This is a genomic window from Candidatus Chlorohelix sp., assembly GCF_037138995.1.
In the GTDB taxonomy this organism is placed as follows: Bacteria; Chloroflexota; Chloroflexia; order Chloroheliales; family Chloroheliaceae; genus Chlorohelix.
The window spans coordinates 21,596-43,896 of sequence record NZ_JBAXHI010000001.1 but is presented as its reverse complement, the minus strand read 5'-3'; the positions used below and the strand labels follow the sequence as shown (position 1 = coordinate 43,896).

The window sequence follows — 22,301 nt, the reverse complement described above, 5'->3', positions numbered from 1 at the left end:
TTTTGAAGGGAGAGAGCCATTCACTTATTTAAGGGTGGCAGATTCGACCATAACGCCTAGTTCACGGCGGCTGTTCGAGCCGGGTACGAAGGTATCCGCCCCTAACTCGATGATGATGTCCCCGCTCAGGTTTGAAGGTAGTTTCAGGTTGTAGGTTTCCCAATTGCGGGAAGTTTGCACCTTGCCTAGCAATTGCCCTTTAGCGTAAACTTCAACCAGCGGTGGCGTAAGGCTGTCAGGACGGAAACCGCGCAGTCGTAAATTCACTTCAACGGGGTGTTGCGTACCAGCGTTGGGGAATTTGAGCCGCGCAAGCTCTTGCCCACTATCCCCACGCCCTGAAGTCCAGCGATACAATTTGCCCGTTTGGGCATCTTTTTCGTAGGTTTGGAAGCCGTAAGTGTAACCCCAATCAAACTCACCGATAACAAGCGTGTTGTCAGGTAGTGGTGAAGTCGGCAATTTTTCCCACGCCCATTCGTCTGCTTGTTGGTCAAGCGCCACCTGCCGGGTATTAAACTCGCCGTGAGCGTATGCTATATTGCCTTGTAACAGATAGATATAGCCTAGCGCAATATGGCTTTGCGAAATATCTTGTGAAGTGCGCCCAATGCGCCCTATTGCGTCATCAAACCGTCCTAGTGCCGCTTCGGTCAACCCTATGCTGATTTGTGTGGCTGGTATGCTCTGATTGGCTTTAGCATAAGCGTTAAGCGCTTCCTGATACTTACCTTCAAGCCGCAAGCGGTCGCCCTCTTGCGCGTTTTGCTGCTCATTCCAACGTTCCAGCCCTAGCGCTGTCCCCCATTGGTTGTCCAATCCTGTCAGGTAAGCAAAGGGCGCGTAAGAAGGCAGTGCCACCGCTAGAAAGAGTACAGGTAAAACCAAGCCCACCGCATAACGCAAAACCCGGCTGTTTCGCAAAGGACGCTTGAACCACGCCAGCGCCTTGCGCCAATTTGCCATCGTATAGGCAGCGTACAGCAACAGGAAGAAGTAAACCGACACCCGGAAGCGCGTTACTGCGAAAAAGGTGAAAGCCAGAATCATGTTCTGCGCCGTCCAGATTACTACGAAACTGCGAACTGCCCTATTGTTGGAGGTTGCAACTACCAGACCGAGCATCGCCAACGCGCCTGTCACTAAGTATAACAGGTCGTTAAGGGTTGCATCCAGCAGCAACCAAGGCGGGTTTATCTGACCAAGCGAATACCCGCCAACCAACCGTTCGTCTGCGCCGTAGTTAATCTGCCAGAAATCCAGCGCTTCTTTGATACCCTTATCAAAAATGAATGCTGCGGGGTCTTTGAAAAAGATTTCTAGCCCTTTCTGGTAACCAACCGAATCGCGTTCAGCCATATTTTTGACCGCTTCGAGGGTTTGAGAAACCAGCGCCCCATTCCTGCCCTTCATTGCGCCGAGGAAGAAATTATAACCCCCAGTATTGTCAATGAAAGGACGACCATAAACGCTGGAGTTCCGCAACGCCCAAGGTGACACGGTAATAGCAAAGATTACCAGCATTACCACAAACGCGCCTATAGTGGGCTTCCACTTGCGTCCTGTGCCAATCCAGAACCATATTGCCAGAAAAGGTACGAAGCTTAGCACTTGTCCGCGTGTTAGGGCGGAGAGACCTAGAAAGAAACTGCCCCCTACCAATGTTAGCCATTCTGTACGACTTTCCGGTAGCCATTTATTGCGGGAATCGGTTTTTGAGGTGGCGAAGAACTCAGCAAAAAAGCAAACACTTACTAGAAAGAGCAAAATAAAGAGCGTTTCGGATAGCAACAGATAGGGGAAAACCACAAAGGGCCAAGCAATCGAAGCCAGCAGTGCTGCTATTAACCCGGTGCGCCTTCCGTAAAGCCGTTTACCCAGCCAATACAGCAGATAGACCGAAGCAAGGCTCAGACAAATTTGGAATAGCCGGATGATTATCAGGTCATGACCGAATAATTTGAAAAACCCCGCCAGCATTAGGATAAAAAGCGGCGGGCGTACCCATGTTGCGCCATCGTAAAACTGCCAACCTCGCCCATCCGCCAGTATTGAGCTAATCTGGTAATACTCAGCCTCATCAATAACAAAATAGCGGTGCGTTGCAATTAGCCAAACCAGCAGACGCAATGCCAAACCTGCGCCGAGAATTGCCAGCAACCACCAATCAGGGCGGAATCTGGGCTGCTTTTTTTGATTGGTAGTTAGCCCTTGTTGGGAGATACTCACAATAAAACTATCTTATCCCGATTCTCGCCCACTTTCGCGGTGGCGTTGCGAGTATCTACTATTACTTTGGATTCGCGCACAATCGTTTCGTAATCAAAAGCGCTATGATCGGTAATAATCAGCACACAATCTGCTTCATTCAGGGTTTGTTGGTCTAGCTTAACCGACTGAAGCGTGGTATTCCCTTCCTTTAGCTCCGGCACATGCGGATCGTGATAGGTTATGTGCGCCCCGTCTTTCTCCAATAAGGAAATAATCTTAATGGCAGGAGACTCGCGGAAATCGCTCACATCCTTCTTGTAGGCTACGCCCAATACCAGAATTTTTGCGCCATGCAAACCCTTGTCGCTGCGATTCAGGGCGCGTATAGTTAGCTCACGCACATGGTAGGGCATTTGCAAGTTGATTTCACCTGCCAACTCGATAAAGCGAGTGTGGAAATCGTACTCACGCGCTTTCCAAGTGAGATAGAAAGGGTCAATTGGGATACAATGTCCCCCTACGCCCGGTCCCGGCGCAAATTGCATGATACCGAAAGGTTTGGTGTTGGCAGCGCGTAGCACTTCCCACACGTCCAGCCCCATCCGGTCGCAGAGCAGCGCCATTTCGTTTACTAGCGCCACGTTTACCACCCTAAAGACGTTCTCGAATATCTTGGTCATTTCGGCGATACTGGGCGAGGATACTGGCACAACTTTTTCTACTACCTTTGAATAAAGCGTGCTTGCCAGTTCGCGGCATTGTGGGGTAACACCGCCCACTACTTTGGGAGTATTTTCAAAACGCCAGCCCTTGCTGCCAATTGCGCCGGGGTCAATACGTTCCGGTGAAAATGCCAGAAAAAAATCCTCACCCACTTTCATGCCTCTGGATTCCAGAATAGGCTGGATAACTTCCTGAGTGGTGCCGGGATAAGTGGTGCTTTCAAGCACAATTAATTGTCCGCGTTGCAGGTTAGCGGCAATGTCTTTGGTGGCGGCTTTGATGGCGGCTAGGTCAGGGTCTTGCGTTTTATTAAGGGGGGTAGGCACGCAAATGATAATCGCGTCCTGTGCAGCCAACACGCTGGGGTCAAAGCTGGCTTTGAAGCTGCCGTTTGCCAGTATAGGCAAGAGCCTCTCACTTAGAATGTCATCTATATAGCTTTCGCCCCGATTGAGCATTTTAACCCGCGCTTGAGAAACATCCAGCCCGGTTACGCGAAAGCCGGCTTCGGCATAAGCCACACCAACCGGCAAACCCACATATCCCAAACCTATTATGCCAATTTTCGCCTGTTTATTATTGATTTTGTCAATTAGCATTTGATTTTGCGTCCTCAAAAACTTTCTGATAACGGCGTGCAATTTCAGTCCAGTTCAATTCGCGCTCAACTCGCGCTCGCCCCGCCGCAGCAAATTTATTTCTTTTCTCGCTATCCGAAAGAAGCAGGCAGATTGCTTCCGCCAGCGCAGCTGAGTCACGCTGTGCTACCAATAGACCGTTTACCTTATCCTCAACTGCCAGCGCTACTCCCCCAATACTTGAAGCAATTACCGGCACCCCTGTTGCCAGTGCCTCCATTAATGTATTGGGCAAGCCGTCCACATTGCCACTCTTGTCAACAATACTTGGCAATAAAAAAAGGTCACACCCTGCTAAATACTCCGGCACTTTATCGTGTTGGATTGCTCCTGTAAAAGTGACGTGTTTTTTTACGCATGCTGCCAGCACTTGCTCTTCCAACTCGGCGTGCAAGTCACCTTGTCCGGCAATTATCAGCCGCGCTCTGGGAAATTTTAGTAAAACCTGCGGTAACGCTTTGATTGCGTATTCGAAGCCTTTTTTGTAAACCAACCGCCCGATACAGAACAGGATTTGCTCATCCTCGCCGAAGCCCAATTTTTGGCGTAGTTCAGGGCGGGGCATTGCAGGCGCACGAAATACCGAAGGGTCTGCTCCGTAGGGTATTACTACCGCTCTGTGCGGTTGCAGGGGCGCTCCTAGCTTTTGCGCCCTTTGCATAAGGTCGGGGCTAGAAGCAGTGACCGCTGCCGCCCGTTTAAAAGCCCAGCGTGCTACCCATCCTACCGGTTTAAATCGTTCCGCTATATATACATCCGAACCGTGCATGCTGATTACCACCGGGATTTTACGGAGCATGCCGATTAATACGGCAACCGGGGCGTTTGGTATAACCCAATGAGCTTGAATCATAGCAAAGCGTTCACAGCGTGTCAATTTCCACATATGCCAGAAACTACTCAACAACACAAGGGGTAAGAGTAGATAAATCAGCGGTCGAATCTTGACATCCCCCTCAAGTGAGGCGGCATAGCCCCATATATTCCATTTTTTGAAGGGGCTATAGTGAAAATTAAAGAGTTTCACACCATTTTCGACAGGTTGGCGGCGCAAGTCGGGATGATAGGGCATCATCACAGTCACTTCATGTCCCAGCTTTTGTGTGTTCTGGGCTATTTCTTCGATAAACGGCGCAGTGACATCCCCCCGATATTTAGGGTAGGAGGAGGTCAGCATCAGAATTTTCAAGTCCGCAAATGGCTCCTTTGTTACAAAATTCTCAAGTATGGGGAATTATAACGCTTGCGGCGAATTTTTGCATGCGGGTAACTTTATTTTAAGTCGTTAGCTTTAGCGTAATATTTAGCGACAAATAAAAAGCGAGGAAAAATCCCCGCTCTTTTTCTTTACTGTTAAAAAGGGTTTATAGCTAATGTGTAGCGGCGGTTTCCATTTCCTTCTTGTGCTTCTCAATTATGTGTTCCGCAATATTCTGCGGCACTGGCTCATAATGTGAAAAGGACATTGTGAAGATACCGCGACCTTGCGTCATACTGCGTAGGTCGGTAGCATAACGTTGCACTTCCGCAAGAGGTGCTTGTGACTCCACAATGGTGTAACCATTGCCAATCTGCTCCATGCCCAATACTCGCCCACGTTTCTGACTGTTGATGTCGCCCATCACATCACCCATAAAGTGATCTGGCACGGTGATTTTCAAGTCGTAAATCGGCTCTAGCAAGACGGGCTTTGCTTGCAAGGTACCCTTCTTGAAAGCTTGAGAAGCGGCAATTTTGAACGCCATTTCGCTACTGTCCACCGGATGATAGCTACCATCGTACAGGTTCACTTTGATGTTTACCACCGGGAAGCCCGCCACGATGCCTTCTAATAGCGCCTCGCGTACTCCTTTTTCAACTGCCGGAATGTAGTTGCGCGGCACTACACCACCCACGATTGATTCGGTAAACTGAAAGTCGGCATCTTCGGCGTGTGATACTTCGATTAGCACGTGACCGTACTGACCATGTCCTCCGGTTTGCTTTTTGTGCTTGTACTCGGCTTTGCTACTGCCTAGAATAGTTTCGCGATAAGGCACTTTGGGTAGCTCTATGGTTACGTTCACGCCGAATTTGCGCTGCAACCGCTCGGCTGCCACATGCACATGGCTTTCGCCCATTCCGCTGAGGATTGTCTCTCCGGTAAAGGAGTCGCGCTCAACATGTAAAGTCAGGTCTTCTTCTACCAGACGACCAATACTGGCGCTCATCTTATCAAGGTCGGCTTTGGTTTTAGGTAGAATAGCGGCGCGATAGAGTGGCGCGGGGAAATTAATCTTCGCCAATTCCACCGATTTGTCAGGTGCGCTGATGGTATCGTTGGTGTTGGTTTCCTGCAATTTGACCACCACTCCAATATCTCCAGCTACCACTTCTGGAACAGGAATTTGCTCTTTTCCCCGAACCATTAAAGCAACGCCAACCCGCTCGGATTTGCCTTTGCTGGCGTTGTAAAGCTGCCCTTCACCCTTGAACACGCCGTTAATTACCTTAAAGTAGGTAATACGTCCAAACGGGTCTGCGACGGTTTTGAAGACAATAGCTTCCAGCGAAGCGTGCGAGTCGCATGTTTTGCCCTCCTCGTTAGGAGTAGGCGCATCCAGCGCTAAGAAATCAAGCAATTGGGCTGTACCGATATTGGCGGTTGCGCTTCCGCATAGCACTGCATAGAGTTGTTGAGAGGCAACCGCTTTTGGCAAAGCCTTGCCCAACTCTTCTTCGCCTATTTCCTCCCCATCCAGATACCGCAACATCAATTCTTCGTCTGCCTCGACAATGCGCTCCACCAATTTTTCGCGCAGGGTGGCTGCTTGTTCTTTCAGGTCGGCGGGAATATCCGCCACTTCAAATTTGCCATCGCGGCTGTTACTATACAGGTAAGCTTTGCGGGTGATGAGGTCAACTATTCCTCTAAAACCGCTTTCTTTACCTACCGGAATTTGCAGCGCGGCTACATTTGACCCAAAGGATTGTTGGGCTGCTTCAAGTGCGTTGAAGAAATTGGAATTTTCGCGATCTAGTTTGTTTACAAAGAGGATGCGCGGTAAGTTTCGTTCGGCGGCAAAGCCCCATACCTGTTCGGTGCCTACTTCAACCCCACCGGTGGCATCAAGCAAGATAAGCGCCGAATCGGCGACACGCGCCGCAGATTTAATTTCACCTATAAAATCAGCGTAGCCGGGAGCGTCAATCAAGTTAATCTTAGTATCGTTCCACTCGCACGGCACAACGGAGGCGCTAACGCTAATATGGCGCTTCACCTCATCTGGGTCAAAATCGCTAACGGTGTTGCCATCGTCCACGCGACCCAAACGGTTAATAGTCTTGCTATCGAAGAGCAACGCTTCGACTAAAGACGTTTTGCCCGCTCCGCCGTGCGAAAATAGGCCTACGTTCCGAATCTGTTCCGTTCTGTAGCTTTTCATAGGCTCTTCTCCTTTCCGGAACAACCTGGTACCGAAATGAGTCAGGTTTTTTAATTGCAATGATTGGAGGGAGATAACTGGCGGTGGTACCGGTGAAGATATTACCGGCGCTAAGCTTTCTACCCTTCCCCTCTGTTTGTTCGCTTTAGCAAGGGCTAACGAAATCTTTACAGTAAGGATATTATAACTTAATCGTATAAAAGTTCAACATGGCGCATTTTGAATATGAGGCTATTAGGCTAGAATAAGGGTTAAAATATGGCAAATAATTTTACTTTTAACGGTCTTGGAATAGGCTTAGGAAATTTAGCCCGTCTTTCCAACCCCAATAGCTCCAAGCAGCCCGGAAAATTTCATTTGCTTATGTATTGGTAAATCACGATAGCGCGAGTCCTTCGCCTTTTCAGCTCCCCTAGACTCTAATTTAGAAGATTAGCAGAAGGTTGACAAGGTGAACTAGTTAACCTAATCTTTCAGAAGAAAAATCAAAAGCTTATTTTTGCAGAGGTCTTGAAAATGTCGAATTACCTGCCCCGCCCCGTTTTGGGTGTGGCTTATTATCCTGAACATTGGACTGAAGAACGCTGGCAACTGGATGCCGAGCAAATGCGTACAATTGGCTTAAAAGTCGTGCGCCTTGCGGAGTTTTCGTGGGGGAAAATCGAATCCAGTCCCGAAGAATATGATTTTGAATGGTTGGATAGAGCTATTAATGTGTTAAATTCACAGGGTTTGCGGGTAATTCTCGGTACTCCTACGGCTGCACCTCCCCCATGGATGGCAGAACATCGCAGCGATATACTGGCACATACCCGCGATGGGCATGTTCTTACGGTTGGTGGAAGACATTTCTATTGCCCTAGCAATGCCTATTATCGCACGCAGGTTACGCGGATTGCGCGGGAAATGGCGCGTCACTATTTAAATAATTATTCCATCATAGGTTGGCAAGTTGATAATGAAATGGGCAATCATGGCAATTGCCGTTGTTATTGTCAACGCTGCGCTACCAACTGGTACGCTTGGCTGCAAAACCGCTATCAAACCATTGAGGTGTTGAACCGGGAATGGGGTACTATTTTTTGGGGTCAGATTTATAAAGAATGGTCGCAAATTCCTCTGCCCACCCAAACCGGGGCGGGTTATAGCCCTAGCCTAGAATTGGAGTATCGCCGCTTTGCCAGCGATAATGCGTTGGAGTATTTTAATCTACAGGTGGACGCGATTCGTGAACATTGGACACCCAAACGCGGTTTTATTACCCATAATGTATTTTATGGGGATGATAACGTCAACTTTCATGATTTAAGCGCCCCGCTTGATTTTATTTCGTGGGATAATTACCCGCATGGTATGAAGGCTATTTCAGAGATAGCTTTCTATCACGATTTTATGTTTGGTTTAAAGAACGAACCGTATTGGGTCATGGAACAAGCGGTTGGTTCGGTTAATTGGACTACCTATAACCCTCCAGTATATCCGGGGCAAGTGCGCCTTTGGACGCTCCAGAACTTTTTGAGGGGTGGGCAGGGCGCGGTTTATTTTAGTTGGAGGCAATCACGTTTTGGCGGCGAACAATATCATAGCGCTATCCTATCTCACGAAGGCGTTCAAACCCGCGCTTATTATGAGATTATGGATTTGAGCAAAGAATTGGATGCTTTGCCGCCACAATTTTTCAGACGACAAAAAGCTCGTGTAGCTATTCTTTTCAGCTATGATGATTTATGGGCTTTGCAACTGGAACCACATAACGCAGCTTTCGATTATATTCAAATTGTTAAGGATTTACACAATAGCCTTTATAAGCGTTATATTCCGGTTGATATTTTGCCGCACGATTACCCGGCAGTAAAATTGAAAGAATACTCTCTAGTGATTGCGCCTGCCCCGATTATTGGAGATTATTATACATCCGATATGTGGCGCGTCTATGTCGAAGAAGGCGGCAAGCTATTGCTTGTGACTAGAGCCGGAGCGAAAGAGCCAAGCAATATCTGGAGTGACGAGGGGCAACCTTACGCCCTCAAAGATTGGCTGCATATAGGGGTGGAGGAATATATCTCTTTCCCGCCTTTCATACCGGGCAATTTTAACGGAGAAATTTTAGGTAATCAGCCTGCCTGTGGTGATATACCCTTACTCTTGTGCGATGAGGTAACAGGCAGGCAAGTGAATGCGCGACGCTTATGGGCAGAACGACTGGAACAGGGCGAAGATGTGGAGATTATCCTGCGCTATGGTAAATCGAATGAGCTTGATTTCTTTGCCAATTCAGTGGCGTTGGCATGTCGAAAGCTCGAATCCGGAGAAGCCTATTATTTGGGCGTGTTGCCTAATGAACAGACTTATCGCTATCTGTGGGAAGAGTTATTCCGAATAGAATGTACTCCTGCTATCCCTAATTTGCCATTAGTCGATGGTTTGGAAGTGGTGCGAACCGGGGAACTACACCAATATTTCGCCCTTATTAATCATAACAGCCATTCAATTCAGGTGTTGCTCAATCGAACCTATCGAAAAATAAAGGGCGAAGAAGTTTTAGAAATAAACTTACCGCCCTTTGGTGTAGAATTTTTTTACTTGTCTTGAGCCACTAAGACTCAAAAGAAAGGCACGGTTCGCCGTGTCTTTTTTTACAACTGTTCCAAACGTTGTGCAAGTTGGTCACACAGGTGATTGGTAACATCTCCGCGAGAATCGCTAAAAGCCCCGGCAAGAATAACCCATGTGCCAGAATCGTTGTCACGCCCAAGCATCAGCGTAGAATCCGGACCTCCTGTTCGCATTTCTAGCGAAATTTCTACATAACTGAGCGGGAAAATTTTCCGGTAGTGCGTCCAGTGTTTGCGTCCGCCATAACAGAAAATATAACGTGGCGCTTCATTTTTAGCCTTGAGGGATTCGTACATATCTTGGAAAAGGCTGATTCGCTCAGGCAAAAACATTTGGGTATAGAGCTTGCGGTCACGCAAATGATATTGCAACATCGAATTGTCGCTGATTCTGATGTTGGTGTAAAGCCACTCATTACCAGCAGGCAAGGGCAAAAGGTCTGAAATTAACACATTGCCGACGCTTGTACCAAAGCTGGCTGCAAAGTATTCTTCCAACTTTTCCCCGTTTGGATAAAGCCCTTCCCCATTGAAGCGCACGCCCACGAACGCCATTATTTTGTGTTCGGGTGTAGCAAAGTGATAAGAAACTGGAATTTTCTCCAAACGATAACGTGCTTGCAAATCTGCAAACCGTTCTTCGTAAATTTCCATCGCGAGGCGGTGTTTTAATTCCAGAGCACCAAATTCACTTTGTTCTTCCATCCCCAAAAACCAGATAGGGGCGTTTTGATTACCATAACCGCGAAACTGGGAAAAGATACGGATTTCGTCTGCCCTGAAAAGCTGGTCATTAGGGTCATTCGCCAGCAAAGTACGGTGTAAAGCCGGCACTTCTGATGCTTGTGCCGAACGCCGAGCAGCTACATTTTCCCGCTGGGGTTTAGGCTCTTTCTCCGGTTTTGGAGTTTGAGCTTTAGGGGTAGCGGAAGCTTTCGCTTTTGAATCAGTTTTTGGCACACGGGTAGGGCGTGCTTTGGCAGCTTTAATTAGTTCTGCCTGTTCCTGAGTCTGTCGTGCCCAGTCTTCATTCAGCATATTACGCACAATATTCGCCTGCTGCTCTATAGTAAGCTCGGCGGTTGTACCGTCCTCATAAGAAACCAGCATTTTGGGTTGATTTATGCTGATTACAGTATAAATCCCGCGACGGTTACGGTACTGTTTACCAATTTCAAATACGAAGTCTTGCATTGTCATTCCTTCATCCTCTTGTACTTAAATCATAGCACAGGCAAAGATTTGTGTCTATTCAAGTTAAAAGAAAGTGTTATGAATTACACGGAAATATTTTAAATGTGGTAATATTCGAGTCGCGGGTTTTATATTTTAGAAGTCGTCTATTCTCATAGAGTGAGGTAATGAGGCATGTCTGACGCAAACGCGAAAGCCAAACTCGAAGCCAGCGCTGGCGGTAAAACCACTCAGCAGCCCGCTTCCTCGGCAAACGGCGTGGTTAAAGTAAAATCTAATCTTGAAAAAGTGGAAGAGTTGCGCCGCTTACGCAAAGAAGCAATGCTAGGCGGTGGTCAAAAAAGAATTGATGCCCAACATGCAAAAGGAAAGTTAACAGCGCGAGAGCGCATTGACCTTCTGTTGGATGAGGGTACTTTTGAAGAGTTAGATGCTTTCGTGACCCACCGTTCCACAGATTTTGGATTGGAAAATCAGAAATATATGGGCGATGGCGTGGTCACCGGCTATGGAAAAATTGATGGTCGTTTGATTTTTGTCTTTTCCCAAGATTTCACGGTGTTTGGCGGTTCGCTGTCCGAAACACATGCAGAAAAAATCTGCAAAATAATGGATCTAGCCATGAAAAATGGCGCTCCCGTTATCGGCTTAAACGATAGCGGTGGCGCTCGTATTCAGGAAGGCGTTGTATCACTGGGTGCTTATGCTGACATCTTCCTGCGTAATGTGTTGGCAAGCGGTGTTGTTCCCCAGATTTCGGCAATTCTTGGACCTTGTGCCGGAGGCGCGGTTTACAGCCCTGCTATGACCGACTTTATTGCGATGGTGCAGGATACCAGTTATATGTTCGTAACCGGACCAAACGTAGTCAAAGCGGTTACCCATGAAGAAGTAGATTTTGAGTCGCTTGGTGGCGCTGCTACTCACAACTCAGTTAGCGGTGTAGCTCATTTTGCCGCAAAAGATGAAGTGCAATGCCTTGCCCTTCTGCGCGAATTGTTGAGTTTTATGCCAAGCAATAATGTGGAAGACCCCCCCTTTGTTCCTACCAATGACCCACCCACTCGCCGAGACGAGATATTAAATACTATTGTTCCTGACTCGCCGAACAAGCCGTACGATATGCGTGACCTTATCAGACATGTGGTGGACGATGGGAAATTCCTCGAAGTTCAGGAATTCTACGCTCAGAACATTGTCATAGGGTTTGCTCATATGGGTGGGCGTAGCGTTGGGATAGTGGCACAGAATCCGGCAGTATTGGCAGGGGTGCTAGATATAAATTCTGCCGATAAGGGTTCTCGTTTTGTGCGGTTCTGCGACTGCTTTAATATTCCTATTGTCACTTTTGTAGATGTACCGGGCTTTTTACCGGGCGTTGGACAGGAATATGGCGGTATTATAAGGCATGGCGCGAAACTGCTTTACGCCTATTGTGAAGCTACAGTTCCAAAGGTAACAGTTATAGTACGTAAAGCTTATGGCGGCGCATATGATGTTATGAGTTCCAAGCATGTGCGTGGCGATATTAACTACGCTTGGCCCAGCGCTGAAATCGCAGTTATGGGCGTAGATGGCGCAGTTAATATTATCTTCAAAGACCAAATTGAGAAAAGCGATAATCCCGATAAGACTCGCAAGCAACTTGAAGCCGAATATACTGAGAAGTTTGCCAGTCCCTATGTTGCGGCAGGGCGCGGTTATATTGATGATATTATCGAGCCAAAAGACACTCGTTTCAAGATTATTACCGCGTTGGAGATGCTCAAAAACAAACGCGATACTAATCCTCCGAAAAAACATGGGAACATACCGCTCTAGCCTCACTTTGTAAAATCTATTTTTAAAACCCTTTTCCAAATTACTGGGAAGGGTTTTTTTTCTACTGTAGCCACTACTACTGCGTTCAAGGTTTTTTGAGTCTATTCTGACAACAAAAATGTAGCGCCTCAGTTCTATTGCGCTCATCTTGCCACTTGATGCCGGTGGCAGAAAGGATTGCGGACTATGGTTAGTAAATTACCTCAATTACCTGAGGGGAATTTGTGTATTCTTACCGGCGCAACCGGCGCTTTAGGTCAGGAATTATTATGCCAAATGTTGGAAAGGCAACCTGATTTTCATTTGGTAGTGGTTTCGCGTGGAAACAAAGAAGCTACCGCTGAAAGGCGTATCACTTCCATTGTGCGCCGCCATTTTACCGGTGAGGATTTGGAAAAGAAATTGAGCCGCTTGAGCGTGCTAGATGGCGATATTACCCTATTGCGCTTAGGCTTGTCCTCAGAAGCATGGGATGATCTAGCTTCTCGTACCAGGCAGGTTATGCACTGCGCAGCGGGTGTAAGGTTTGATCAGCCTCTTAACGATGCACGTCGAATAAATCTGGAAGGCACCTCCCACGTTCTTGATTTGGCACGGGCTGCCAGAAAAGCCGGTAATGAAGGTCGGTTTAACTACATCAGCACTTCTTATGTTGCCGGAAAACGTCGCGGTGTGGCATACGAAGACGAGCTTGAACATAAAGCCGGCTTCCATAACACTTACGAGCAGACGAAATATGAAGCCGAGCTACTGGTGCGTGCCGCAATGAATGACTTGCCCGCTTCCATAATGCGCCCCAGCATTATTGTAGGAGATTCCCGAACAGGCGAAACAATCAATTATAAGGCTTTCTACTGGCCCTTGCGTGCTTATGCCAACAACCAGATGCGCGTAATGCCTGCCAATAAACATTGCAGGGTTGACCTTGTGCCGGTGGATTATGTAGCTTCGGGCGCTGCTTACATGTGCAACTTACCTCAAACGGTTGGCAATACTTATCATCTTACAGCCGGTCGTTCTAACCTTGTAACAGTACGGGAGGTTGCTAAAGCCGCGCTTTCTTACTTCAATGTCAAAAAGCCTATTGTGGTTGACCCACGCTTCGTAAATTTGTTGAGTGGTCCGATTGGTAAATACCTGCTGGACGAACGCACTTATAAGACCATAAAATTAGGTTCACCGTATTATCCGTATCTCGGTATGCGGCTCGAATTTGATAACAGCAAAACTGCGGTGCTGTTGGAAGATGCCGGAATCGTAGCTCCAAGTGTGCGCGAATTTTTTAACACTTTGTTCCGTTATTGTGCTGAAACGGATTGGGGTAAAAAGCCACGTCACGCACAAGCTTCCAGAAATAGGTCGGAAAATGCTTCTACTGAGCTTCCTGCTACCCCCGGTCCGGTCGTTACAATCAAAGCTAGATAAAACAAGTCTAAATCAGGGTAATGGGTATTGGTGGAGGGTTGCATAAACCCTCCCGCAGTTTAAAAACCTGCTGCGATTGTATAAAAAAAAGAGGGGCAAAAATAACCCCTCTTTCTTCATTTTAAAACTCAGGCGACTAGTATTTGGTGCAGTCGCGGTGGAAGAAGTTAGTCTGCCTACTGCCATCCGGCTTGAGCGTCTTTACCACTTGCAGAGTGCGTTCAGTGGTCATATTTCCGCACTTTTCGCAGTTGTGTCCGGTAGGCAGGTTTACATTCTGACCTGTAGGCACTGTTTTTGAAAGCTTTACGTCTTTTGCCATTTTAGTTCCCTACTCCTGATTGAGGTTAAGCGCAAACAAAGCCCGATAACCACTTTGGCGTTATCGGGGCAAAGAACATTATAGCTCTCCGCTTGATTAAAAGCAAGTATTTATAAACCCGGTTGCCAGACGGGCGGAACCTTGCTTTCGGCAATTATTCGCGGGTTAGAAGGTCTATCTCCAAATAGAGCAGTATAAATCTGCCCGGTTTGGGGGTTAAAATCGGCATAGGCTGAGGCATCGAAGGAAAAGCCGGGATTAATAACGTTTCTAAGGCACTGAAATTGCCCTGAAGCAGGATTAGCCCAGCATGTTTGCGGCAACCCTCCTTCTGTCATATAAAAGTAGAATCCAGAACTGTCTGAAGTCCATGCAATTCTGTTAGAGCCGCAATCAGTTCCTCTACCTAGGCTTCCTGTAAAAATTGTTTTGAAGGTGAAAGTCGGTTTCAAAACCCCTGTTATGCCTTGATTTAAATCGTACAGAACCGGACGAAACCCGGAGCCTGTATATTCAAGTACCACCAGTTTATTGCCTTTGGGCGAGAGACTAGCCGCCACACAAAGGTTATCGAAAATATCAAACGAGCCAATCGCAGAACCATCAAGTTTTACTACTCGGTTTTGTCCTAACAGCACGCGCTTTTCATCGTCAAACCATTGCGGTGTCAGCGTAGTATATTCCTGATTCAAAATCAAAGCTGCGCTATTTTTCATGTCCAATAACGCCGGTTGCCCCTTGAGTATGCCGTTTCCTGAATCTCTTATTGGACCAGCTAGGAAGGTTATTTTTGAATCGCTCGGTGACCAGACTGGAGCTATTCCCTCTCCCACAAAATTATCTGGGGCTGCTTGCGCCACAGGTGGATTATCAACCCTGAATCGGTAAATACCGTATTTGCGGTTATCTATCTGGTAACCGACCGCTGCAAGCCCCTTCGAGTTGTTAGACCACACAAGCTGGAGCCACTGCACTTTACTTTCGGCGCTTTTTTGGCTCAATTGCACTTTAATAGAACCGTCGCTGCGAGTCAGGTATATTTCTCCATCCTCTTTTCCGATATAAGCGATCCATCCAGCCGCAAATGTTTTATCAGAAACGCTTGTCGGAGCAACGCTGGCAGAAGGTTTCGGATTAATCACGCTAGTTGGTACAGGTACAACCGGAACCTTGGCGGGCGCAACGGATGGAGAAGGTATAAGCGGCTTATCTAAAACCGGGGAAATATCCGCAGCTGTGGAGGAATAAGGCTGTAGCGTATTTGCTATAGGGGTAGGAACAGGGGTTACAGTTGGTATAATTTGCTCGGATTGTTTTTGTGTCTGGTAAATTAATAGGAAAAAGCCGATTAAGGTAACTAATAATAATGCCGAATATGCCACTACCTGCCTGAATCCATTATTATTTGGCAATCTTAACCGCGTAGGTTGCGCTATTTTGGAAGGGATGCGCTGCTTTTCCAGATTTTCTAAAAGAGTTGTGGCAGACGACACGGCTACATTACCCATATATTCACCGAGTCGGGCGTTTACGAGCCTATACTCGTTGAGTGTATTGCGGCAAGAGGAACAAGCTAGTATAAATTCTTCCACTTGTTGCTGTTGTGCCGGGCTTGCTTCGCCATCTTGATATAGTGAAATCAGTTGTTCAGCTTCACGTTGGTGTAGCTTGTGAGGAGTCTTGGTTAGCTGACTCATAGCTGTTCCTCTGTTTCATTTCCGAACAATTTATTGGATGTACTTTGTACTGTTAGGGCTTTACGCAGGCTTTTTTTGGCACGGAAGATTTGAGATTTAACACGGGCTAAGGAGTCTCCGGTAATCTCGCAGATTTCCCGGTAACTGCACCCATCAATATGCAACAATAAGGCGGTCAGATTCTGTCGTCCCACCAATTTGATGGCTCTTTCCAGTTCATCGGTCAGCGTTGCGCGATTCTCAAGGCTACTACTCAGCACAAGCGTAGGTGTAGCTGTTAAGCTGTCAAAATCGTTTTCTGGTTGATTTATAGCAGATTTTTGTCGAAATGAAAAAAACCGGACAATTTTACGCCGTCTGATTTCGCTAAATGCAATATTACGAGCAATCGCATATAGCCATCCAGACATGTTATCCGTAGCGTTTTGTCTTAGCAAACCACTGCTTTGACTTATCTCGTGGCGGCGTATCAGATGGCGATACGCGCTCAGGAAGGTGTCCTGAGTTAAGTCGCTGGCTAGGGCGGCTTCACCAACAAGAGAGTAAATAAACCGAAATATTCGAGGCTGAAACTGATTAATAATCCCATCAAAGTTAGCGGGATCCCAATCATTTCCAATTTCACCCTCACTCTTAAAGCTTTCAGTATCCGACATTGCGCCAACCTTATCGAAAGTGTCGTAAAACTAGCGACTTTAGTCCTTGGATATAAGGATTTTCGATAAATAAAAAAAGAATAAGAATATAAAGGCTATATGTATATTAACATATTCCTAATAATACTTGACATGGGATAATGAGGCAAACTGAATTTGAGGTAAAGAAAGGCGGGAATGTGATTTGAATTAAACCCGCCCGATAAATGATAGTTGCTTAAAGAACCTGTTCTGGCTCTTTATTTGATTCTTCGTGGTTTTCGTCCTGCTTCTTTTCCACCGGCGCTAATTCAGAAGGCGGTCTGGTAGTATTAGCCCGCATTTCGTTATAGCATTTGTAGCAATAAACCGGACGAGAAAGCCTAGGGCGAAATGGAACAGTAGTTTCCCTATCGCAAGCAGCACAATTTATCTTGGTATTTTCTTTAACGGTGCTGGTAATTACACCGGATATAGGAGCATCTGTTTGCACCTGCGGTATTTCCGGTTGTGTTTGTACAAGAACTTGGTTATTTAGCGCTGAGGCTGCTTTTCTATTTTGGCGACATTCATGGCAACGACCGGGCTGGTTTAATAAACCTTTCTGTTGGTAGAAGCCTTGTTCACCTGCGGTAAACAGAAAATCAGAGCCACACTCTCTGCAAATCAAGCTTATGTCATCAAATATCATTAGAAACCCTTTCCCGTTGTTTGGTTCAATTATAGAGCAAAAATTGCCTAATAACCTCACCATATATAGAGCCTAACCTTTTACACTTAACTGTAACTTTGCTACATTGCTCTAATTTGTAAAAGTCTAACGTGTGCTACATATATTTCTGTAACTTTGCAAAAAGTATAATTCATATATTTAAAAAACGCAATAGTTTATAAGTTAAAGTCCAATAAAAATCTCTGAGAATTTATTTCGCCTGATGATAAAGAAGACGAAATTCAGCTATTATTAAATGATGATTCATTTTTTTGTGTATATATGATTTACACATTTGAGCTTAAATTATTAAAATAATCTATAACAACCTATTTTTATTCTATTAAAAATCTATGAAGAAGTGCATAAATGCTAAATTTTAAAATACGCCCAACCATAATTAGTGGCTGAGCGTAGCGGATTCTAAGAGTTAATTGAAGATAGTTGGTAACCAGTCGCTTTTTCAGTTACCTGTAGCGTCTCATCAAGCGGTAGCGTATGCTGTTCACCTTCGTGAATTACCTTCATAGTTGCTGCGATGAAGTCACGGAACAGGGGATGTGGACGATTTGGTCTTGACTTAAATTCGGGATGGAACTGCGTGCCTACAAACCAAGGATGCTCTCTTAATTCGATAACTTCTACCAACCTGCCATCCGGCGAAAGCCCGCTGAGAATAAGTCCGGCTTTGGTGAGACGCTCACGATAGGCGTTATTGAACTCAAAACGGTGGCGATGGCGTTCTTGCACTTCTTCTACATTGCCGTAAGCGGCAGCGGTTTTAGTGCCGGGTGTGAGACGACAAGGGTACAAGCCTAATCGCATAGTTCCGCCAAGGTCGGCAATATCGCGTTGGTCAGCCATCACGTCTATAACCGGGTCAATCGAGCGAGAATCCACCTCAGTGGTATTTGCAGTTTTTAAGCCGACAACGTGCCGGGCAAAATCAATTACTGCCATTTGCATTCCGTAGCATAGCCCAAGATATGGGACTTTGTTTTCACGAGCAAATCGGGATGCAACGATTTTCCCTTCGATGCCACGATCGCCAAACCCTCCCGGAACTACAATGCCGTCAACCTTTTTGAGCAACTCAACCGCTCGCTTGTAGCCTTGTTCCCCTTCAAAAGATTCGCTGTTTATCCAGTATATTTCAACCGAAACATTGTTATACAATCCAGCGTGCTGAAGCGATTCCGCTACGCTTAGATAGGCATCGTGTAATGCCACATATTTTCCGACTAGCCCGATTCGAACGGTGCGCTTTGGGGTGCGGATTCGCTCCACCAATTTTTTCCATTCTTCCAGTTCGGGGATACGGGCTGGTAAACCTAGCCTTTCTACGATGTAATTGCCAAGCCCATGTTCTTCCAACACCAACGGTACTTCGTAAATTGAACTGGCGGTTTGGAGAGCTACACACCCTTCCATTTCCACATCACAGAACAGGGCAATTTTGGAACGCACTTCATCCGGTATTGGGTGGTCGCTACGCAAGATTATAACATCGGGGCTGATTCCGATGCTACGCAATTCTTTGACGCTGTGCTGGGTAGGTTTGGTTTTTAACTCGTTGGTAGGCAAAATCATAGGAAGCAAAGTCAGATGGATGTATAAAACGTTGTTACGTCCGGCATCTTTACGCATCTGGCGAATCGCTTCCAGAAAGGGTTGCCCCTCAATATCTCCAACCGTGCCGCCTACCTCTACGATTACAACGTCTGGGTTGCCATTGCGGGCTACTGCCCCTATACGCGACTTGATTTCATTGGTGATATGCGGAATTACTTGGATAGTGCCGCCTAGAAAGTCCCCGCGTCTTTCTTTGGCAATTACGCTGCTATATACCTGTCCGGTAGTAACATTAGAAGCGCGGCTGAGGTTTTCGTCGGTAAACCGCTCGTAATGACCCAAATCGAGATCGGTTTCTGCTCCATCATCGGTTACAAAAACCTCGCCATGCTGGTAGGGCGACATTGTACCGGGGTCAACATTTAGATACGGATCCAATTTCTGGATTTTAACCGAGAATCCCCTGCTTTTAAGCAAGCGTCCAATACTGGCTACGGCAATGCCTTTTCCGACCGAAGAGACCACTCCGCCCGTAACAAATATATATTTCGGCATTATTTCAAATTCCTTTCCCCATAAGGCTTTGCATAGGCTGCGCCCGTACCATTACCCCCTTATTAAACTGCTTATAAAAAGGGGGAGGCGGGACTTAGCCCGCCTCTCGCCGCTCATTTGTAACTGTTTCGATGGTCTAGAACTATGACCTTCGTGCCTTCCGGCAAATCCGAGGGCTTTACAGTTAGCTTTTCTTGTGGTGATATATCTTGTATCCCCATTTCTTTACTGAACCTACTAATATCGTCCAGTTCTGCATCTAACCCTTCCACCCGGTAGTGCATTGGGATTACGATGTGTGGCTCAATTTCACTGATTATTTCAGAAGCTTGATTTACAGTGATGGTTCCTTGATTGCCAATCGGCACCATCAAGATGTCAATTCGGCTCATTAACTCAAGGTGTTCGGCTGTTAACGGATGCCCAAGAGTACCTAGGTGGCAAATTGACATGCCTTCCAGTTCAAAGACATATATAGTATTTTTGCCGCGCAACTTGCCTTTTTCCATATCGGCATAAGAGCCAATTCCAGTGATGAATACTTCGTTTATTTCATATTCACCGGGACCCAAAATGACTTTAGGTTCGCCCTTAACCGCTTCAACAAAACCATAGGAATCCCCGTGACGGCTTATAGTAACAATATCTGCACGTGGTCTTCCAAAATCATATCCAAGCCGCTTACTATAGGGGTCTGCAACAATTGTAGCTTCACGGCTGCGAAGACGAAAACAATTGTGACCGAGCCAGGTTATTTCTGCCATTTTAGATTATGCCACTGCGCCTTTTTCTAGATTTTTTTTGCTCGCACAAATACGAGCTTAGCCAAACATTAGAATTTATAGCCTAAATAATACCACATTTTTCTATTCCATTAAAGTTACAAGGTTCTTTTTCTATGAATCGTGTAACCTGTTTGAACTTTTCACAATGTATAATTGTACTACAAAAGCTCAGCAAATGTTTTCGCTTTGGTTGGCTTGCCCGCATCATACCTAACGGTTATAATGACCTGAAGTAGTGTCGATTTTTTACTCTTGGAGATTTTAAAAAAATGGCAATAGAACCAAAGAATGCCGGAACCGAGTCTTCCAAATCCAGCGGTTTTGGGGATACGTTGGGGCGGAACGGGGCTGTGCAAGCTTTAGTTGAAGGATCATCTGCCCCCGCATTGGCAAAACCTCCTTTTTTGCTCACAATAGTATTTGTGGGTGGTATGTCGGTAATGGCAACCGAACTGTGCGCCAGCCGTTTGCTTGCTCCTTATTTTGGCACTTCGCTTCTCATCTGGGCAAATATCATTGGCTTTGTAATTGTTTATCTCGCGATTGGTTATTATTTGGGTGGGCGTTTAGCAGACCGCTTCCCGCGCCCAGAAGTGCTTTACCAATTAACCGCTTTTGCGGGCTTAGCAATGGGTTTGATTCCTTTCCTGACGCGCCCCATTCTGGATATTGCTTATGATGCTTTCCGAAATGTAAACGGCGGGATTTTTTACGGTTCGCTTGTTGGTATCCTGTTGCTGTTTTCTGCTCCGGTGATACTGTTGGGCTGCGTTACTCCCTTTGCAGTTCATCTACGCGCCCGAAATGTGACGAATACCGGTAAGGCTGCCGGCGGAATCTCCTCGTTGAGTACAATTGGAAGTATTCTTGGTACTTTCATACCTGCGCTGATACTGATTCCGTTGGTGGGAACTCGCACCACTATGTACGCTTTTTCGCTGGTATTGCTGGCTTTTTCAACTGTTGGCTTGTTTTTGCTGCGCTCGCGCCGAGTGCCTGTTTATGCCGGGTTCATGGCAATAATACTAGCGTTGGCAGTTCTGACCATACAGGGTGTTACTCGTCCGGCGGTAAACGGTGAGCTAGTATTTGAGAAAGAGTCTGCCGATAACTATATTCAGGTGGTAAAACGCCCTGTTGGAGATGGTACTTTCCGCTTTGATTTGGTTCTGAACGAGGGTAGGGCGGTTCACAGCATTTACTATCAAGACCCTAACCGTATTCTTACGGGCGGTCCTTGGGACTACTACATGATTTCACCTTTTTTTAATAAGGATATTAAAGAGACGACTATCAAAAGGTCTATGCTGATTGGTCTTGGAGCGGGTACCGTTTCAAAACAGTTAACTCGTGCCTATGGCGCAAATATCCAGATTGAGGGAATTGAGGTTGACCCTGAGATTATTGAGGTAGGGCGCAAGTATTTTGATATGAATGAGCCTAATCTTAAAGCTATTGCCGATGATGGGCGCTATTACCTCATTACCAGCAAAGAAAAATATGACATCATTGGAATGGATGCCTACAAACAACCTTACATCCCTTTCCATTTGACTACTCAGGAATTTTTCAAGCAAGTGCGAGACCATCTTACTCCTACCGGTGTAGCGGTGGTAAATGCAGGTGCGCCCGAATATGCAGGCGGCAAACGCGATTACCGTTTGGTTGAGGCGTTGGCAAGCACCATGAAAACGGTCTATCCGAATGTATATCTGGTGAATGTGGACGGTTATTTTAATACTATGGTAATCGGCACTAACCAACCCACTTCTATCGAGAACTTCAGAGAAAATATTACCAAATATGTTTCTAACGACCTTATTAAAACGGTAGGCGCTACTGCGTTGGAAAAGGGTGACATCCGCGAGTGGACTAAAGCAGATGCCTTCTTCACCGATGACCTTGCGCCGGTTGAGCGCGTGATTGATACAATTATCCTAGATTATGCGCTAGGTGGAGGTAAGTAAGCAG

At 46.4% G+C, this 22,301-nt stretch carries 15 protein-coding genes; 4 read left to right on the top strand and 11 right to left on the bottom strand.

Translation table 11 applies throughout. The annotated features are described in order from the left end of the window. Positions 1-24: 24 nt before the first annotated feature. The 4 genes from WCK19_RS00190 to fusA all read right to left on the bottom strand — a co-directional run bounded on the left by WCK19_RS00190 (position 25) and on the right by fusA (position 6,997). Complete coding sequence (locus WCK19_RS00190) at positions 25-2,229, bottom strand: glycosyltransferase family 39 protein (protein WP_342395318.1); 2,205 nt, start codon at positions 2,227-2,229, stop codon at positions 25-27. After that, complete coding sequence (locus tag WCK19_RS00185) at positions 2,226-3,533, bottom strand: nucleotide sugar dehydrogenase (protein WP_342395317.1); 1,308 nt, start codon at positions 3,531-3,533, stop codon at positions 2,226-2,228. Before WCK19_RS00185 ends, WCK19_RS00190 begins: the two co-directional genes overlap by 4 nt. After that, the gene (locus WCK19_RS00180; RefSeq protein WP_342395316.1) at positions 3,523-4,761 is read right to left on the bottom strand and encodes a glycosyltransferase family 4 protein; all 1,239 of its coding nucleotides are present in this window, start codon (positions 4,759-4,761) and stop codon (positions 3,523-3,525) included. Before WCK19_RS00180 ends, WCK19_RS00185 begins: the two co-directional genes overlap by 11 nt. A 181-nt stretch (positions 4,762-4,942) precedes the next feature. Further along, positions 4,943-6,997: an elongation factor G gene (gene fusA, locus WCK19_RS00175; RefSeq protein ID WP_342395315.1), complete on the bottom strand. Its 2,055-nt coding sequence runs from the start codon at positions 6,995-6,997 to the stop codon at positions 4,943-4,945. Between the two features lie 516 nt (positions 6,998-7,513). Between fusA and WCK19_RS00170 the strand changes: the two genes are divergently transcribed. Next, positions 7,514-9,589 (top strand): beta-galactosidase, encoded by a 2,076-nt coding sequence (locus tag WCK19_RS00170; RefSeq protein ID WP_342395314.1) that lies wholly within the window; start codon positions 7,514-7,516, stop codon positions 9,587-9,589. Between the two features lie 44 nt (positions 9,590-9,633). Here the strand turns inward: WCK19_RS00170 and WCK19_RS00165 are convergent, their stop codons facing one another. Continuing rightward, positions 9,634-10,812, bottom strand: coding sequence for a hypothetical protein (locus WCK19_RS00165; protein WP_342395313.1), 1,179 nt, complete (start codon positions 10,810-10,812; stop codon positions 9,634-9,636). A gap of 168 nt (positions 10,813-10,980) precedes the next feature. Between WCK19_RS00165 and WCK19_RS00160 the strand changes: the two genes are divergently transcribed. Both WCK19_RS00160 and WCK19_RS00155 read left to right on the top strand, forming a co-directional pair. Next, positions 10,981-12,627 (top strand): acyl-CoA carboxylase subunit beta, encoded by a 1,647-nt coding sequence (locus WCK19_RS00160; RefSeq protein ID WP_342395312.1) that lies wholly within the window; start codon positions 10,981-10,983, stop codon positions 12,625-12,627. 186 nt (positions 12,628-12,813) lie between these two features. Next, positions 12,814-14,052, top strand: coding sequence for an SDR family oxidoreductase (locus tag WCK19_RS00155; RefSeq protein WP_342395311.1), 1,239 nt, complete (start codon positions 12,814-12,816; stop codon positions 14,050-14,052). A 136-nt stretch (positions 14,053-14,188) separates the two neighbouring features. Here WCK19_RS00155 and WCK19_RS00150 read toward each other — a convergent pair whose 3' ends face one another. The 6 genes from WCK19_RS00150 to WCK19_RS00125 all read right to left on the bottom strand — a co-directional run bounded on the left by WCK19_RS00150 (position 14,189) and on the right by WCK19_RS00125 (position 20,309). Beyond that, positions 14,189-14,374 (bottom strand): hypothetical protein, encoded by a 186-nt coding sequence (locus WCK19_RS00150; protein ID WP_342395310.1) that lies wholly within the window; start codon positions 14,372-14,374, stop codon positions 14,189-14,191. A 110-nt stretch (positions 14,375-14,484) separates the two neighbouring features. Next, a complete protein-coding gene (locus WCK19_RS00145; protein ID WP_342395309.1) occupies positions 14,485-16,071 on the bottom strand; it encodes a zf-HC2 domain-containing protein in 1,587 nt (528 codons plus the stop codon). Further along, a complete protein-coding gene (locus WCK19_RS00140) occupies positions 16,068-16,727 on the bottom strand; it encodes an RNA polymerase sigma factor (protein WP_342395308.1) in 660 nt (219 codons plus the stop codon). The genes WCK19_RS00145 and WCK19_RS00140 overlap by 4 nt, the downstream gene beginning before the upstream one ends. Positions 16,728-16,944: 217 nt before the next feature. Then, complete coding sequence (locus tag WCK19_RS00135; protein ID WP_342395307.1) at positions 16,945-17,397, bottom strand: zinc-ribbon domain containing protein; 453 nt, start codon at positions 17,395-17,397, stop codon at positions 16,945-16,947. Positions 17,398-17,841: 444 nt separating this feature from the next. Continuing rightward, positions 17,842-19,545, bottom strand: coding sequence for a CTP synthase (locus WCK19_RS00130; protein ID WP_342395306.1), 1,704 nt, complete (start codon positions 19,543-19,545; stop codon positions 17,842-17,844). Positions 19,546-19,658: 113 nt separating this feature from the next. After that, on the bottom strand, positions 19,659-20,309 hold the full coding sequence (locus WCK19_RS00125; RefSeq protein ID WP_342395305.1) for an MBL fold metallo-hydrolase: 651 nt from the start codon (positions 20,307-20,309) through the stop codon (positions 19,659-19,661). A 290-nt stretch (positions 20,310-20,599) separates the two neighbouring features. Here WCK19_RS00125 and WCK19_RS00120 point away from each other — a divergent pair, with 290 nt between their 5' ends. Beyond that, positions 20,600-22,297: a fused MFS/spermidine synthase gene (locus WCK19_RS00120; RefSeq protein ID WP_342395304.1), complete on the top strand. Its 1,698-nt coding sequence runs from the start codon at positions 20,600-20,602 to the stop codon at positions 22,295-22,297. The last annotated feature ends 4 nt before the right edge of the window (positions 22,298-22,301 follow it).